Source organism: Microbacterium xerophyticum, assembly GCF_053543555.1.
Map to the genome: position 1 here is coordinate 437,405 of NZ_JBLVOB010000007.1, position 16,295 is coordinate 453,699.

Here is a 16,295-nt window from a genome sequence, read left to right on the forward strand (position 1 = left end):
CGCTGCCCTGTGCACAACCGATCTCGCCGCCTCCGGTGCGCGACACTCACGGCATGAACACAGTCCTTCGTGCCACAGACTCCGCCGAGTTCCTCGGCCTCGTCCCGGCCCTCGCCGGGTTCACGCCGCGGCAGAGCATCGTGCTGCTGCCGTTCCAGCATTCCCGCGCCCACGGTGCGATGCGCATAGATCTGCCGCATGACGACATCGACCTCGACGACTACGTCGACGCGGCGATCGGTCTGCTGACCCGGGTCGGCGGCACGGATGCCGTCGCGGTCGTCGTCTACACCGACGAGCCGCCGCAGCACACTCCCGACGGGCTCGTGCTTCCGTCGAGCATCCTCGTCGACGAACTGCTCGGGCTCGCCGCAGACCTGGGCCTGCACATCGTCGATGCGCTCTGCGTGACCTCGCAGGGATGGGCGAGCTATCTGCATGACGAGCCCGTGCTCCGCGCGGTGGACGAGATCCCCGCCGTCCCGTCGATACCCGGGCTCGCCGACGTCTCCGGCGACCAGGAATCCGGCGCTGCACTGCCCGTCGTCGATCTCGCGGAGAAGGAGCGGGTCGGGCGCGCACTGGCGCAGCTCTCCGATCTGCTCGCGCACGAGAGCCAGGGGTTCGCAGACGACGAGCGCACGAACCCGCAGGCGATCGCCGCTGCCGTCGTGCTCGAAGAGCTGCCGCTGTTCTTCGAAGAGCTGCTCGACTCGCCCCAGAACCTGCCGCCCTTCGCGACCGCAGCGCTCCTGTGGTGCATGGAGCGACCGCGCTACCGCGACGTCGCCCTGCTGCAGTGGGCGACCGACCTGCCCACCGGCGAGCGCGCGTTGACCGCACAGCTCGCCTATTCCGAGGGCGCGCAGACCGTTCCGGACGACCTGGGCAGGGTGTTCCTCGGTCACGGTCCGCGTCCGGACGCCGACCGTCTCAAGATCGCACTGACCGTGGCGCGAGGTGCGGCCGCCAGGGCGCCGCGCGCGTCCAGGCCGGCGCCGCTCACCGCCGCAGCCTGGCTGTCGTGGGCGCTCGGTCGATCGTCGCACGCCGCCCACTACCTGCGACTGGTGAGCGAGATCGATCCGAGCTACTCGCTCGCGTGCCTGATCAGCAGCATGATCGACGCCGCGATGCTGCCGGAATGGTCGTTCCGTCGCGGCGACGCGCGCTGACGGCGGCCGGCCGTCAGCGACCGGTGGTGCTACTTGACCAGGGGGAAGAGGATCGTCTCGCGGATGCCGAGGCCGGTGATCGCCATGAGCAGACGATCGATGCCCATGCCCATACCGCCCGACGGCGGCATGCCGTGCTCGAGCGCCCGCAGGAACTCCTCGTCGACGCGCATGGCCTCGACGTCGCCGGATGCCGCGAGCTTCGCCTGCTCGACGAAGCGTTCGCGCTGGATGACCGGATCGACGAGCTCGGAGTATCCGGTCGCCAGCTCGAAGCCGCGGATGTACAGATCCCACTTCTCCACGACGCCCGCGATCGAGCGGTGCTCGCGCACCAGAGGAGAGGTGTCGACGGGGAAGTCCATCACGAAGGTGGGGCGAACGAGATCGCCCTTCACGAAGTGCTCCCACAGCTCCTCGATGAGCTTGCCGTGGATGGCGTGCGACGGCACGTCGACGCCGTTCGCCTCGGCGAAGGCGATGAGATCCTCGACCGCGTCATCGGGCGTGAAGGTGCGACCGGCTGCCTCGGACAGCGATTCGTACATCGAGACACGGTCCCATTCGCCGCCGAGGTCGTACTCGGTGCCGTCGGCCCAGGTGACGGTGGTCGAGCCAGCGACCGCGATCGCGGCCTGCTGCACGAGCTCCTGCGTGAGCTCGGCCATCTGGTTGTAGTCGCCGTACGCCTGGTAGGCCTCCAGCATCGCGAACTCGGGGCTGTGCGTGGAGTCGGCGCCCTCGTTGCGGAAGTTGCGGTTGATCTCGAACACCCGCTCGATGCCGCCGACGACCGCGCGCTTCAGGTAGAGCTCCGGCGCGATGCGCAGGTACAGCTCGGTGTCGAAGGCATTCGAGTGCGTGATGAACGGGCGCGCGGATGCCCCGCCGTGCTGCACCTGCAGCATCGGGGTCTCCACCTCGAGGTAGTCATGAGATCCGAACGTGGCACGCAGGCTCGCGTTCACCGCGGCGCGAGCGCGCACGGTGTTGCGCGCCTGCTCGCGGACGATGAGATCGAGGTAACGGCTGCGCACCCGCCCCTCTTCGCTGAGCTCGGAGTACGCGTTGGGAAGCGGCAGGATCGCCTTCGACGCGATCGCCCAGTCATCGGCCATGATCGACAGCTCACCGCGTCGGCTGGAGATGACCTGACCGTGCACGAAGACGTGGTCGCCGAGGTCGACGAACTCCTTCCAGCGTGCAAGGGAGTCCTCGCCGACCTCGGCGAGCGAGATCATGGCCTGGATGCGCGAGCCGTCGCCGGCCTGCAGCGTGGCGAAGCAGAGCTTGCCGGTGTTGCGGCTGAAGACCACCCGTCCGGCCACGCCCACCATCACACCGGTCTCGGTGCCTGCCTCGAGCTCGCCGTACTCTGCGCGCAGAGCGGGGATCATGTGCGTCACCGGCACGGCGACCGGGAAAGCCCCTCCTGCGGCATCCACTCGCTGCGCGATCAGGCGCTCACGCTTGGCGAGGCGCACGGCCTTCTGCTCGTGTACGTCCTCGGCGTCGTCGGGGGTGGATGCGGGCGCGTCAGGCGCGGTGGTCATAAGAGCTCCTTGAAGTCCCGCCCAGTTTACCGGTCTGCCCTGCACGCCCCCGCCGCGCGTGCAGCCGCACCGCACCGGCCGAGAACCGTTCACCGACCCTCGATACGCTCGAAGGATGATCCGGAGATCACTGCCCCGATCGGTCGCTCTCCTCGGAGCGGCGACCGCCCTGATGTTCACCGCTGCGCCGGCCGCGGCATCCGCCACCGAACCGCAGGGGGGCGTCGACGATTTCGACTTCTCCTCGTGGGAGGCCACGTACGAGGTCGGTATGGACGACGACGGGCGTGCGACACTGCACGTGGTGGAGACCCGCGTCGCCGAGTTCCCCGATTCCGACCAGAACCGAGGCATCGTCGCGGGCTTCCCCGACCACTACCAGGGTGCGGGCCTCGACACCTCGATCATCTCCGTGCGCGACGAGAACGGCGACGACGTCCCCTACGAGATCGAGACCGACGACGGACTGGTGTACGTGCTCACCGGCGACGACGAGTTCGTGCACGGTTCGACGACGTACGTCATCGAGTACGCGATGCACGACGTCATCCTTCCGGCGCGGGGCACGAACGTGGACGAGTTCTACTGGGACCTGCTACCACTGGACAGCACCCAGGACATCGACGCGTTCCGTGCGGAGGTCGTGTTCGATGAAGAGCTGGCCGCGCACCTGACCGGTGCGTCCTCCTGCTATCAGGGGCCGCAGGGCTCCACCGACACCTGCGACCTCCGCCAGGAAGCCGGCGTGTTCAGCGTGGCGGCGAACGATCTCGCCGCCGGCGAGGGCGTCACCGTCGCGATCGCCCTGGAGCCCGGCACGGTCACGCAGCCCTCCGCACGGCAGCCCAACGCGGCCACCGATGCGCTGCCATACGCGGTCGGCGGTGGCGCAGCGCTGCTCTCGGTCGGCGGCTGGTTCGCCACGAGCGCCATGATCCGCTCCCGCCGACGCGGCACCGGCATCATCGTCGCCCAGTACGACGTGCCCGACTCGATGCCGCCGCTCCTGGCGAGCGCCATCGTCCCGAAGACGAAGAACTCCCTCACCGCTCAGATCGTGCACCTCGCGGTGCGCGGGATGCTGCGCCTGGAGGATCTCCCCGAGGAGGGGACGGCGAAGAAGCGGCGCCCACGTCTGCGCCGCCTCGACGGTCCGATCCCCGATCCCCTGGACGAGCGCGCCCTCAAGGCACTTTTCAACAACACCGAACCCGGGATCGTCATGAAGATGCCGAAGAACAGCGCGGCGTTCGCGAAGCGCATGACGGGACTCCTCAAGGCCGCCCCGAAGGCCGCGGAGGAGCGGGGTCTGACCACGCGAGCGCGCAGCAGGCCCGCACAGGTGATCCAGATGCTCTCCCTCGTCGCGCTCGCGGTGATGATCGGCCTGCTGTGCTGGGGGCTCTTCACGGGAAGGGCATCCGCCGGTCCGGTGTTCCTCGCGACTCTGGTGTGCGCGATCGTCGTGATCGTCTCCAGCGTCATCGCATTCAAGAAGCACACCGTGCTCACCCCGGCGGGTGCCCTGCAACTGGAGTATCTGGAGGGCGTACGCGAGTTCATCCGTGTCGCGGAAGCCGATCGGCTGCGGATGCTGCAGTCGTACTCGGGCGCGGGGCGGCGCAGTGACGGCTCCGTCGACATCATCCACGTGTACGAGAAGCTGCTCCCCTACGCGATCCTTTTCGGGCAGGAGCGCGAATGGGGCGAGGTGCTCGAGGTCAACTACGCCCACGAGCAGCAGTCGCCGGGGTGGGTCGACGGCTCCGCCGCAGGCATCGTCATCCGGATGAACGCATTGACCGCCGCGACGCACGCCTCCTCTACGTACTCCGCGCCGAGCACCGGCAGTTCGTCGAGCTACGGCGGATCCTCCGGGGGCGGCTTCTCCGGAGGCGGCGGCGGAGGCGGATTCTCCGGAGGCCGCTGAGTCGCCGGCTCTCGCGGCGACTCCCCTTCGGCGCGCCTGGGCTGGGAGAACCCAGACCATCTGGCGTGGCGGCGGGCGCGTCAGATGATGGGCGGGTCGGATGCTTCGCGCAGCGCACGCTCGACGGTCGACTGCACGAGCGCCGAGAGGTACCCGCCGGGGTTCTCCACACCGATGCCGCGCAGGAGCGACGTCGACTGTCCGATGATCGCCCTCGAGAACTCGGATGCGGTGGCGATCGCCTCCGCGTAGGCCGCGCGGTCGTCCTCGTCGATCACGATCGGCTCGCAACCGAGTTCGACCGCGAGTGCCTGGGCGATGGGCAGCACAGGTGCGGGCGCGGTGACGGCGGCGAAGCTCGCGTGCAGCTGTCGCAGGTCGATGGAGGTGCCGGTGAACGAGATCGCCGGATGCACGGCGAGCGGGATGGCACCCGCGCGCTGCGCCGGCTCCAGCACCCCGATGCCGTACGAGGGATCCGTGTGCAGCACGAGCTGGCCGGGCTGCCAGGCCCCGAGCTCCGACAGGCCACTGATGAGTCCTGGGAGCTCGTCATGCGGCACCGCCACGACCACCAGCTCGCTGCGGCGCAGCACCTCTGCGACATCGAGCACCGGCACGTCGGGCAGCACTCCGGCCACACGATCGTCGTCCGAACCGCTCGTGATGCCCGTGATCGCGTGACCTGCGCCCGCGAGCGCAGCACCGATCACCGGTCCGACCCGTCCGGCGCCGATGATGCCGACGCCGAGCCGTCCGTCACGGTTCATGCAGACCTCTCGTGCGCAGCATCCTGAGCCCAGCGGTGGCTCTGATCCCGGCCCGCTGCCGCCGCTGCGCGGCGCGAGATGTCGTCGACGGCCGCCGTAAGGTCGACGCTCTCGATGCCGACGACGTCGCCGAGGACGGGACCGGTGACGCTGTGCACCTTGAGGATGGCGACCCGCTGCGCGCGATCGATCGGTCCCTGCGCTGCCGACACTCCCTGCAGACGGGCCAGCGGGAACACCGCGAGCTTGCGCCAGAAGTTGCCGCGCCGCATGATCACGGCGAAATCGGTCACGGCGAAGCCGTGCCGCTTCCACGAGAACGGCCGACGCCACCAGCCGCGCTTCTGCAGCACGTGGTACGGGTCTCCTGCCTGCGGCCCGAAGATCCCCTGCTCCCAGACGAGAGGGCGGTCCTTCTCCGGCATGTCGGGGAGCACGAGCGCGAGCACGCGCTCGACGTCGGCGCGCGTGCCGACGGGAAGCACGATGTTGAACTGCTGAGCGGTGCCGGACTGCTGCTGCGACACGCTCTTGCCGCTCATCCGGTTGATCTTGATGGTCCACCAGCCGAACGGTCGCCACAGGATGGACTGCGTCACCTCGACGGCGAAGATGCGTCCGGGAGGGATCGTCTCGGTGACGGTGGTGAACAACCCGAACGTGATGCGCACGCCGTCGGGCGTCGGTGCGATCGAGTACCGCAGCGACCGGGAGATCTGCGCCCACACGATGGCGAACGCCGCGATCACGAACGGCACGCCGACACCGAGCGTGATCCCGACCACTCCGATCCACGCATCGCCGTCGTCGTCGGCGAGGATGGCCGGGATGACGAACGCGAGCGTCACGCCGAAGATGAGAAGGAAGAAGGCGAGCCACAGCACACCGGCGAGCACCTGGGATCCGACGAGGCGCCCGGTCGGGATCTTGACCACGCTCTCCGGTGCGACGTCGCTGAGGTCGACGCCGCCGATCAGGTCGTTCACGCCGCCGTTCACCGACCCGATGAGCTGGGAGCGGATCGACGTGGCACCACCGGCGGCGGGAGCGCCCTGCGGCGCACCGCCGCGCTGCCTGGCCTCGCGCGCGGCCCTGGCGCCGGACGCGAGTCGGAGGATGTCCGATCGCACGGTCTCGGCCTTGGTCGTGGAGAGGTACTCCAGCGGCACGTTCGCGTCAGTACCCGCGCCGACGACCTCCAGCTTGGCCATCCCGATCAGCCGCGCAGGGAACGGCCGCGTGAGGTTGACGCCCTGCACCCGGTCCAGCGGCGCCCGCCGCTGCGAGCGGAAGATGATGCCCTTGCGCACCTCGACGTGCTCGTCGGAGATGCGGAACTCCTGGAACCGCCAGACCAGCCAGAACCCGACGATCAGCACGATCAGCACGCCGAGCACGATGAGAAGAGCCAGCAGGATGAGGTTGTTCTCCAGAACCCAGTCCACCGGGTCGCCGCCGGAGTAGTCGCCGACGTGCGCTTCCTCCGGCGCGAACAGCCCGATGGCCCAGTAGATGATCCGGTCGCGGAAGTTGTTCAGCACGATGCCGGCCACGATGATGAGCACCAGCCCGCCCTTGAACAGCGGGGTCAGGGGATGCAGTCGGTGCCATTCGCCGTCGGCGAGCGATTCGCTGCCCGCAGGCGGAGGCGGCACCGGAGGCAGCGGCGACTGCGCCGCTGAGGGATCCGGATTCTGCGGCGAGCTCACAGGCCGGTCCGTCGGGTCTCGGCGACCTCGATGAGAGTGTCGCGCAGCGCCTCCGCGGCGGCCTGGGTGAGCCCGGGGATCTGCACGCCTGTCGTCGCGGCTGCGGTGACCATCTTGAGCTGGGAGACGCCGAACGCGCGATCCAGCGGCCCGTGCGTGATGTCGACGAGCTGCATGCGTCCGTAGGGCACGGCGATGATCCGCTGCCAGAGGATGCCCTTGCGGAACACGATGTCGTCGGCGCGCAGCATGAATCCGATCGCCTTCGCCTGACGAGGGAGGATCACCAGCGTGATGACGGTGATGAGGGTGACGAAACCTGCGGGGATCCAGACCCAGTTCTGGTGGAAGGCGAGGCCGACGATGAGCGCCACCGCGATGACGACCGCGAGGAAGATGCCGTTCTGCAGGAACTGCGACACGACGTAGCGCGGCGAGATCTGATGCCACTTCCCGTCGAGGTCGATGCGGCCGGCGCCGCGGGGCTCGCGGAGTTTGTCGTACGTGCCCTCATCCAGCACGGGCGGCGTGGAGACAGGAGCGGCCGACGGCGCGTGCGGTGCCGCGACGGGTGCGGACGGCGCAGCGGGCGGCGCCGCGGGGGCAGTGACGTTCGGCAGCGGAGGTGCAGGATGCTGCGGTGCGGATGCCGGGGGCGCAGGCGCGACCTGCGGGATGTTCGGCACCTGCGACGGAGGTGTCGGCTCAGCGCCCGGCGTCGGCTCCGGTGGAGGGGTCGTCTGGCTGTCGGTCATCAGGATCCTTCGGCAGAGTGCAGAACTGTTCGGCGACGAGAGCGGCCACCACGAGGACGAGCGAACTCGCCACGAGGGCGGCCATCGCCACAACCGACCCTACCGGGGGATCAACCGGACGCGACAGGAGGAAGACCAGCAGGCCGCCTCCGAAACCCGCCATGATCGCGCCGAGCAGGCTCGAGGCGCGCGCGAGCGTCGCGGCCCTCATCGCGCGGAAGGGATCGATGCGCCCTGGAGTCCTGCCGCGCACGCTGCGCCTGACCGGCCAGGCGACGGCCAGCACGGCGGCGGCGAGCAGTACGAGCAGTACGGGAAGGAATCCGGACGGGGCGAATGTCGCCCGGCCGGACACGGTCAGCAGATGGTCGACGAGATAACCCGCCCCACCGCCGACCAGCGCGAGGAGCAGGAGGACCGCCGCCGAGGTGCGCTTCATCCGTGCTCCGTGCCCGCCCCTGCGGCATCGTCAGCGGCATCCGTTCGCAGCGCAGCCGCGAGCTCGGCGATCCGGCCGCGGCCGGGGAGCTCGCCCTCGGGATCGAGGCTCAGCCACGGGTCGAGCACGAACAGCCTCTCCGCGGCACGCGGATGCGGCAGCAGCAGGCGCGGGTCGTCCGAGACGACGTCGCCGTAGGTGATCAGATCGAGGTCGAGAGTGCGGTCGCCCCAGCGCTCGCGGCGTTCGCGGCCGTGCTCCTCCTCGACCGCATGCAGCATCCCCAGCAGCACTTCCGGTGCGAGACGGGTGGACACGAGCGCGACCGCGTTGACGTAGCCGGGCGCATCGGGATCGGGACCGTCCAGACGTACCGCGACGGTCTCGTGCAGCTCGGACAGTCGCACATCGTCCACGAGCGGGAGTCGTGCGATGCGGTCCACCGCACGCTGGATCGTCTCGCGGCGATCTCCGAGGTTCGCACCGAGCGCGATGACGGCGATGACCGGCTCGCGGCCGGGACGAGGGTCGGGGCGCGCGGGGGGTGGCCGACGGATCACCGGGTGTCCTTCCGCGAACGGCTGATCGTGACGGCGACGTCCGAGAAGGTCAGCGGGATCGGGGCGTGCGGCTTGTGCACGGTGACGTCGACGTCGTTCACACGCGGATATGCGAGCACGACATCCGCGATGCGATGCGCGAGGGTCTCGATGAGGTTGACCGGCTCGCCGCCGACCACTGCCGCGACCTGTTCGGCCAGTTCGCCGTAGTGGACCGTGTCGACGACGTCATCGGATGCCGCGGCATCCGCCAGTGCGAGGCGCAGGCGCAGATCGATGACGAACTCCTGCCCGTCCTCCCGCTCGTGCTCGAAGACGCCGTGGCGTCCGAACACCGTGAGTCCGGTGAGTCGGATCTCGTCCAGGTCCTGCATGCTCATCCCTCCCAGGCGTGTGCGATCGCCAGCGCATCGCGGGTGGCGGCGACGTCGTGCACGCGCACCGCCCACACACCGTACCGAACGGCGAGCGCGCTGGTCACAGCCGTGGCGAGATCGCGACGCGTTTCGTCGACTTCGGCTTCGCCGTCGAGGGTCTCGGCCAGGAACCGCTTGCGCGAGGTGCCGATCAGTACTCGATGGCCGAGAGCGGTGATGTCGTCGAGGCCGCGCAGCACATCCCAGTTCTGCGCACCGGCCTTGGCGAAGCCGATGCCCGGATCGACGATCAAACGGGCCGGGGCGATGCCCGCCGCCGCGGCCTCGCCGATCCGCTCGCGCAGCTCGCCGGCCACCTCGCGCGACGCGCGGCGGTACTCGGCCCGCGCGTACATGTCGTCGGATGGTCCGCGCCAGTGCCCGATGGCGAAGTCGGCGCCGGAGTCGGCGACGGCGCCGAGCATCTCGGGGTCGGCGAGGCCGCCTGACACGTCGTTCACGATGCGCGCCCCCGCACGCACGGCCGCGGCGGCGGTGGACGCGTTGAGCGTGTCGATGCTCACCGCGAGGCCGCGACCGGCGAGGTCCTCGATCACCGGCAGCACGCGCTGCTGCTCCACGGCCGGATCGACACGAACGGCTCCTGGCCTGGTGGACTCGCCGCCGATGTCGAGCACGGTCGCGCCCGCGTCGCGCAGTGCGAGCCCGTGGGCGATCGCGCTCTCCGCGTCGCTGTGGCGTCCCCCGTCGCTGAACGAATCGGGTGTGACGTTGACGATGCCCCAGATACCGGTCATCATTGGGCTCCGTGAGCGTGCCGCTGGGCCGCAGCGCCGCCGATCAGCGCGACGATCTCCTGCCGAGCCACGGGCTCGCTGTACTCGCCGCGCGCGGCGATCGTGAGCGTGGATGCCTCGCTCTGGCGGCCGCCGCGCATCGTGACGCAGCCGTGCGAGGCGTCGAGCACGACGAGCACGCCACGGGTGTCGAGATGCTCCGCGATGGTGTCGGCGATCTGCTCGCCGAGGCGCTCCTGCACCTGCGGTCGGGCTGCGAGGATCTCGACCACGCGAACGAGAGCGCCGAGGCCGACGACCTGCTCCCCCGGCAGGTAGGCGATGTGCGCGTGCCCGGCGAACGGCAGCAGGTGGTGCTCGCAGACCGAGCGGAAGCGGATGTCGCGCAGCAGCACCGCCCCGGACGGCAGAGTTTCCGGCGCGGGCCCGCGCGAGACGCTGATCGTGCGGGCCAGGGGTGCCGCGGCGTCTTCGCCGACGCCGGAGAAGAACTCGGAGTACAGCTCCGCCATGCGCGTCGGTGTCTGCCTGAGCCCGGGGCGCTCCGGATCTTCGCCGATCGCTTCGAGGAGCTCTCGGGTCAGCCGTTCGACACGCTCCCGGTCGACGGCCACGATCAGGCCGTCGCCGGCCGGGCCTGCCCGGATGCGTGCGCGGTGCCGGTCTGGCCGCGGGATGCCGCGGCATCGGCCGATCCGTCCATCGAGGCCGCGGCGTCGACGGGGATCACGCGCGTCGGCACGTCGATCGGCGGACGGTCGGAGACCGGTCGCTCGTTGCTCGACAGCCAGAGCGGCCGCTCGGGGAGCTTGCGGATGTCGGTGAAGATCTCGGCGATCTGGTTGTGATCGAGAGTCTCCTCTTCGAGCAGCGCGAGGGCGAGACGGTCGAGGATGTCGCGGTTGTCGCTGATCACCTGGTACGCCTCGTCGTGCGCCTGCTCGATGAGCGTGCGCACCTCGGTGTCGACGCGCTCGGCGATCGACTCCGAGTACTCGCGACCGCGGCCCATGTCGCGGCCCGCGAAGGGCTCGCCGCCCTCGGAGCCGAGCTTGACCGGGCCGAGGTCGGTGGTCATGCCGTACTCGATGACCATCTTGCGGGCGATGCTCGTCGCCTTCTCGATGTCGTTCGATGCACCGGTCGTGGGGTCGTGGAACACGAGCTCCTCCGCGACGCGGCCGCCCATGGCGTAGGTCAACTGGTCCTGCAGCTCGTTGCGGGTGACGGAGTACTTGTCGTCGACGGGCATCACCATCGTGTAGCCGAGCGCCTTGCCTCGCGGCAGGATCGTGATCTTGGTCACCGGGTCGGTGTAGTTCATGGCCGCTGCGGCGAGCGCGTGGCCGCCCTCGTGGTAGGCGGTGATGAGCTTCTCGCGGTCCTTCATGACGCGTGTGCGCCGCTGCGGTCCGGCGATCACGCGGTCGATGGCCTCATCGAGCGCGCGATTGTCGACCAGCTGGGCGTTCGAGCGCGCCGTGAGCAGGGCTGCCTCGTTGAGGACGTTGGCCAGGTCGGCACCGGTGAAGCCCGGAGTCTTGCGGGCGACGACCTCGAGGTCGACGCTCTTGGAGAGCGGCTTGCCCTTGGCGTGCACCTGCAGGATGTGCAGGCGGCCCTTGAGATCGGGCGCGTCCACGCCGATCTGACGGTCGAAGCGACCGGGGCGCAGCAGCGCGGGGTCGAGGATGTCGGGACGGTTGGTCGCCGCGATCACGATGACGTTCGCGTTCGGGTCGAAGCCGTCCATCTCGACGAGCATCTGGTTCAGCGTCTGCTCGCGCTCGTCGTTGCCGCCGCCCATGCCTGCACCGCGGTGGCGGCCGACGGCGTCGATCTCGTCGATGAAGATGATGGCCGGGGCGTTCTCCTTGGCCTGATTGAACAGGTCGCGCACGCGGGAGGCGCCGACGCCGACGAACATCTCGACGAAGTCCGAACCGGAGATCGAGTAGAACGGTGCGCCGGCCTCTCCGGCCACGGCGCGGGCGAGGAGGGTCTTACCCGTTCCTGGAGGGCCGTACAGCAGCACGCCCTTCGGGATGCGGGCGCCGATCGCCTGGAACTTGGCGGGGTCCTGCAGGAACTCCTTGATCTCCTCGAGCTCTTCGATCGCCTCATCCGCGCCCGCGACATCGGCGAAGGTGACCGTCGGGGTCTCCTTGTTGACGAGCTTGGCCTTGGACTTGCCGAACTGCATGACCTTGCCGCCGCCGCCCTGCATCGACGAGAGCAGCCACCAGAACAGCAGGCCGAGGAGCACGAGCGGGAGAAGGAGCGAGAGGAAGCCGTCGAACCAGGTGGCGCGAGGAACGACGTCGTTGAAGCCGTCCTTCGGGTCGGCGGTGGTGATCGCCTCGACGACCTCGTCGGCGCGTGCGTCGACGTAGTAGAACTGGACGGTCTTGGAGTCTTCGAACGCCTTCGACAGCGTCATGTCGACGCGCTGATCGCCGTCGGTGTTCGTCACCTCGGTCACCGTGTCACCCGCGAGCAGGTCGAGCCCCTGCTGCGTGGTGATCGTCTTGGGTGCGCCGAGGTTCGAGATCAGCAGGAACCCGCCGAACAGCAAAACACCGATCAGCGCCACATACACCAGTGGATTCCGGGTGATCTTCTTCACGTCCATGATCCGTTCAGCGTATCGCGCCGATCTTTACGGTCCGCTGGGATTCGCCCACGGCGTACGCCGCGATCCGGAATCAGGAATACACGTGCGGCGCGAGCACGGCGACATCGCGCAGGTTGCGGTAGCGCTCGTCGAAGTCGAGTCCGTACCCGACGACGAACTCGGTCGGGATGTCGAAGCCGACGTACTTGCAGTCGATCTCGACCTTCGCGGCATCGGGCTTGCGCAGCAGCGCGAGCACCTCGATCGACTCCGGTCCGCGGGACTCGAAGTTCTCCAGCAGCCAGCTCAGGGTCAGGCCGGAATCGATGATGTCCTCGACGATCAGCACATGCTTGCCGTGCAGGTCGGTGTCGAGGTCCTTGCGGATCTGCACGACGCCGCTGGACTTCGTGCTCGAGCCGTAGCTGGACACGGCCATCCAGTCCATCGGAGCGTGGAACGGCAGCTCGCGCGCGAAGTCGGCCATCACCATCACTGCGCCCTTGAGGACGCCGACGAGAAGCAGGTCCTTGCCCTCGTAGTCCTTCGCGACCTGGGCGGCGAGCTCGGCGAGCTTCGCCTTGATCTCCTCCTCGGTGACGAGGATGTCGGAAAGGTCGTCCTGGATCTCAGCCGCGCGCATGCATCGATTTTAGTGACACGATCCTGTGCGCGCGCACTACTGTGAGCGGTGAGGCGCGCGGACGCCCGCCGAAGGAAGGAATCCCATGGCTCTTGACGACATCCTCACGCAGGTGCCGATCGATGACATCGCGGCGAAGCTGGGCGTCACGCCCGACGTCGCGAAGGCCGCGGTCGAGCAGGGCGGTGCGGTGCTGCTCGGCGGACTCGCGAAGAACGCCGCGAGCGAAGAAGGCTCGACGGCGATCCAGAACGCGCTGAAGAAGCACGAGGGCAAGACCGGTGTCTCCACCGTGGACGAGGTCGATCAGGCCGACGGCGACAAGATCGTCACGCACGTCCTCGGTGACCAGAAGCAGGAGGTCACCTCCAAGCTCAACGCGTCCGAGAAGACCGCCGGAATCGACTTCGGCAAGCTCCTCCCGATCCTGGCGCCCATCATCATGGGCCTGATCGCGAACAAGAACAAGGAGAAGACGACGACCGAGGGCGCGGAGTCCGGTGGCGGCATCGGCGACCTCATCGGAGGTCTGATCGGCGGCGGCGACAAGGGCGGCTCGCGCGGCGGCATCGGCGACCTGCTCGGCGGGATCCTCGGCGACGGGTCGTCCTCCGGCGGCACCGGCGGCGGCATCGACCTCGGCGGGATCATCGGCAGCATCTTCGGCGGCAAGAAGTAGCACGGGTGCTCCGGCGGGCTCAGCGGTTCCTGAGTCCGCCGTACCGGCGCGCGTCTGTCAGGAACGCGCGGTGAAGACGATGCGGCCCCCGATCCGGGCGGCCGAGCATCCGGGCAGGTCGATCGGCCCCTGGCCCGCCCACTCCGTGACGAGGCGGGCGACCTCGGTCGTCTGGGTGCGCGTGAGGCTCGCCCCGAACTCGCTGTGGGCGACGAGGCGGATGATGCGGTTGCGCAGAGCCGTCGGGTTCGCCGCGAGGGCGGCGACGCTGACGGAGATCCCGGCCTCGGCGTGCTCGACGATGTCCTCGATCGTCTCGCCGATCATCTCGTCGAACGCCTCGGTGTCCTCCCTGAGCTGCGTCGCGGTTCGCGCGAGCGCCTCTGCGATGCCAGGGCCGAGCTCCTTCTCCAGCACCGGGAGCACACGCTCCCGTACTCGAACACGCGCGAATCGGCCGTCGAGGTTGTGCGGGTCGTCCCATGGCGCGAGATCGGATGCCGTGCAGAACTCGCGGGTCGTCACCCGCCGCACCCCGAGCATCGGACGCAGCCAGATCAGCCCTTCGTCGTCGACGCGGCTCGGCGCCATCCCCTGCAGGCTCGCCGCACCGGCGCCGCGGGCCAGACCCAGCAGCACCGTCTCGGCCTGGTCGTCGAGCGTGTGCCCGAGCAGCACTGCGGTCGCCTTCTCCTCCGCGGCGACGCGGCGAAGCGCGGCATAGCGTGCGTCCCTGGCCGCCGCCTCAGGGCCGTCGGCATCGCGGCGCACCTGCACGCGTTCGATCGCGGAGCGGATGCCGAGAGCCTGAGCGTGCGCGGCGGCAGCGGCGGCAGCATCCGCCGAGCCGTCCTGCAGTCCGTGATCGATCGTCGCACTCACCACCTGCATGCCCCGCGCACGCGCCTCGAAAGCGGTCGCAGCGACGAGGGCCAGGGAATCCGCGCCCCCGGAGAGCGCGCCCACGACTGTCGACCCCTCCGGCAGTTCGACGAGTGCGGTGCGCACAGCGAGTCGGATCTCGGCGATGGCGGGCGACAGGGAAGGCACAGCACAACGGTACGGCACCGGTAGCGCCTATCCGCGGCATCGTGTGCGGCTCTAGTCTGAGCCTGTGACCGAGCACACCACGTTCGCTCCCGAGCGGCTGAAGGCCTTCGTCGACGCCGTCGTGGCGATCGCCATGACGCTGCTGATCCTGCCGCTTCTCGAATCGGTCTCCGAGGCGGCGACCGAGAAGATTCCCACCGGAGAGTTCCTGGCCGAGCACCAGGGCCAGATCATCAGCTTCGTGCTGAGCTTCGTGCTGATAGCGGTGTTCTGGACGGAGCACCATCGGCAGTACGAGAAGGTCCTGCGCATCTCGAGTCCGCTGCTGTGGATCAACGTGGCGTGGATGCTCACGATCGTGTGGCTGCCGGTGCCGACGGCGATGCTCGGCCAGATGGAGACGGACCCGTTGCAGGCGCTGCTGTACATCGGCACGCTGATCCTCACGCAGGCGACGACGCTCGCCGGCAAGCTGTACCTGATGCGGCATCTGGAGCTGACGGAGTTCACCGCCGAGCGTCTCCGGCGCGGAGCGATCGGAGACGTCGCGGCCATCATCCTGTTCTGCATCGCCCTGCCGATCGCTGCGTGGGTCCACGTCGTCGGTTATTTAGCGCTGCTGCTGCTCGTGTTCTCGAGTCCACTCGAGAAACTGCTGGATCGAGTGCACAGGTAGGCTTGTCCCCGGCATCCACCCGTCTTTCCTGAGGAGCACACGCATGGGCGCACACGACGCCGTCATCGAGATCCCGCGCGGCAGCCGCGTGAAGTACGAAGTCGACCACGAGACCGGGCGAGTGCACCTCGACCGCGTGTTGTACACGACCTTCGGATACCCGGCCGACTACGGCTACTTCGACAACACCCTGGGCGAGGACGGCGATCCGCTGGACGTGCTCGTGCTGCTCGACCACGCGATCTACCCCGGCGTCGTCGTCGAGGTCCGCCCTGTCGCCGTGCTCAAGATGAGCGATGAGGCCGGCGGAGACGACAAGCTCGTCGCCGTGCTGTCGAAGGATCCGCGCTGGGCGCACATCCAGGACATCGGCGACCTCGCCGAGTACACGAAGAAGGAGATCGAGCACTTCTTCGAGCACTACAAGGACCTCGAGCCGAACAAGTGGGTCAAGGTCGACGCGTGGGGTGACGCCGCCGAGGCGCAGCGCATCCTCGATGAGGCGATCGTCCGCGCCGGCGAGACCGCTCACTGAGCTTTCGACCCCCAAGAAGCCCCCGGCCGCTGT

17 protein-coding genes are annotated in these 16,295 nt (G+C 68.9%); 5 read left to right on the plus strand and 12 right to left on the minus strand.

Annotated elements, in window-relative coordinates; all coding sequences use genetic code 11:
* The first annotated feature begins 53 nt into the window (after positions 1–53).
* The gene (locus ACNPNP_RS13685) at positions 54–1,175 is read left to right on the plus strand and encodes a DUF4192 family protein (RefSeq protein ID WP_448966582.1); all 1,122 of its coding nucleotides are present in this window, start codon (positions 54–56) and stop codon (positions 1,173–1,175) included.
* Between the two features lie 29 nt (positions 1,176–1,204).
* On the opposite strand, the gene lysS is transcribed toward ACNPNP_RS13685, so the two are convergent.
* The gene (gene lysS, locus ACNPNP_RS13690; RefSeq protein WP_448966583.1) at positions 1,205–2,728 is read right to left on the minus strand and encodes a lysine--tRNA ligase; all 1,524 of its coding nucleotides are present in this window, start codon (positions 2,726–2,728) and stop codon (positions 1,205–1,207) included.
* Between the two features lie 115 nt (positions 2,729–2,843).
* Between lysS and ACNPNP_RS13695 the strand changes: the two genes are divergently transcribed.
* The gene (locus ACNPNP_RS13695; RefSeq protein WP_448966584.1) at positions 2,844–4,658 is read left to right on the plus strand and encodes a DUF2207 domain-containing protein; all 1,815 of its coding nucleotides are present in this window, start codon (positions 2,844–2,846) and stop codon (positions 4,656–4,658) included.
* Positions 4,659–4,738: 80 nt separating this feature from the next.
* Here ACNPNP_RS13695 and ACNPNP_RS13700 read toward each other — a convergent pair whose 3' ends face one another.
* The 10 genes from ACNPNP_RS13700 to hpt all read right to left on the minus strand — a co-directional run bounded on the left by ACNPNP_RS13700 (position 4,739) and on the right by hpt (position 13,322).
* Complete coding sequence (locus ACNPNP_RS13700; RefSeq protein ID WP_448966585.1) at positions 4,739–5,428, minus strand: DUF2520 domain-containing protein; 690 nt, start codon at positions 5,426–5,428, stop codon at positions 4,739–4,741.
* On the minus strand, positions 5,425–7,137 hold the full coding sequence (locus ACNPNP_RS13705; protein WP_448966586.1) for a PH domain-containing protein: 1,713 nt from the start codon (positions 7,135–7,137) through the stop codon (positions 5,425–5,427). The genes ACNPNP_RS13700 and ACNPNP_RS13705 overlap by 4 nt, the downstream gene beginning before the upstream one ends.
* Positions 7,134–7,658: a PH domain-containing protein gene (locus ACNPNP_RS13710; protein WP_448967254.1), complete on the minus strand. Its 525-nt coding sequence runs from the start codon at positions 7,656–7,658 to the stop codon at positions 7,134–7,136. The genes ACNPNP_RS13705 and ACNPNP_RS13710 overlap by 4 nt, the downstream gene beginning before the upstream one ends.
* A gap of 184 nt (positions 7,659–7,842) precedes the next feature.
* Complete coding sequence (locus ACNPNP_RS13715) at positions 7,843–8,331, minus strand: DUF3180 domain-containing protein (RefSeq protein ID WP_448966587.1); 489 nt, start codon at positions 8,329–8,331, stop codon at positions 7,843–7,845.
* Positions 8,328–8,891, minus strand: coding sequence for a 2-amino-4-hydroxy-6-hydroxymethyldihydropteridine diphosphokinase (gene folK / locus ACNPNP_RS13720; RefSeq protein ID WP_448966588.1), 564 nt, complete (start codon positions 8,889–8,891; stop codon positions 8,328–8,330). The genes ACNPNP_RS13715 and folK overlap by 4 nt, the downstream gene beginning before the upstream one ends.
* Positions 8,888–9,265, minus strand: coding sequence for a dihydroneopterin aldolase (gene folB, locus ACNPNP_RS13725; protein ID WP_448967255.1), 378 nt, complete (start codon positions 9,263–9,265; stop codon positions 8,888–8,890). Before folB ends, folK begins: the two co-directional genes overlap by 4 nt.
* Positions 9,266–9,267: 2 nt before the next feature.
* Positions 9,268–10,065, minus strand: coding sequence for a dihydropteroate synthase (gene folP, locus ACNPNP_RS13730; protein ID WP_448966589.1), 798 nt, complete (start codon positions 10,063–10,065; stop codon positions 9,268–9,270).
* A complete protein-coding gene (gene folE, locus ACNPNP_RS13735; RefSeq protein WP_448966590.1) occupies positions 10,065–10,679 on the minus strand; it encodes a GTP cyclohydrolase I in 615 nt (204 codons plus the stop codon). Before folE ends, folP begins: the two co-directional genes overlap by 1 nt.
* Before the next feature lie 2 nt (positions 10,680–10,681).
* Positions 10,682–12,697, minus strand: a complete 2,016-nt coding sequence (gene ftsH / locus ACNPNP_RS13740; protein ID WP_448966591.1) for an ATP-dependent zinc metalloprotease FtsH — start codon at positions 12,695–12,697, stop codon at positions 10,682–10,684.
* A 73-nt stretch (positions 12,698–12,770) separates the two neighbouring features.
* Positions 12,771–13,322, minus strand: a complete 552-nt coding sequence (gene hpt, locus ACNPNP_RS13745) for a hypoxanthine phosphoribosyltransferase (RefSeq protein WP_448966592.1) — start codon at positions 13,320–13,322, stop codon at positions 12,771–12,773.
* Between the two features lie 85 nt (positions 13,323–13,407).
* Here hpt and ACNPNP_RS13750 point away from each other — a divergent pair, with 85 nt between their 5' ends.
* Complete coding sequence (locus ACNPNP_RS13750; protein ID WP_448966593.1) at positions 13,408–14,001, plus strand: DUF937 domain-containing protein; 594 nt, start codon at positions 13,408–13,410, stop codon at positions 13,999–14,001.
* A 57-nt stretch (positions 14,002–14,058) separates the two neighbouring features.
* Here the strand turns inward: ACNPNP_RS13750 and tilS are convergent, their stop codons facing one another.
* The gene (tilS, locus tag ACNPNP_RS13755; RefSeq protein ID WP_448966594.1) at positions 14,059–15,051 is read right to left on the minus strand and encodes a tRNA lysidine(34) synthetase TilS; all 993 of its coding nucleotides are present in this window, start codon (positions 15,049–15,051) and stop codon (positions 14,059–14,061) included.
* Between the two features lie 64 nt (positions 15,052–15,115).
* Here tilS and ACNPNP_RS13760 point away from each other — a divergent pair, with 64 nt between their 5' ends.
* On the plus strand, positions 15,116–15,727 hold the full coding sequence (locus ACNPNP_RS13760) for a TMEM175 family protein (RefSeq protein WP_448966595.1): 612 nt from the start codon (positions 15,116–15,118) through the stop codon (positions 15,725–15,727).
* 43 nt (positions 15,728–15,770) lie between these two features.
* Positions 15,771–16,262, plus strand: coding sequence for an inorganic diphosphatase (locus ACNPNP_RS13765; RefSeq protein WP_448966596.1), 492 nt, complete (start codon positions 15,771–15,773; stop codon positions 16,260–16,262).
* The last annotated feature ends 33 nt before the right edge of the window (positions 16,263–16,295 follow it).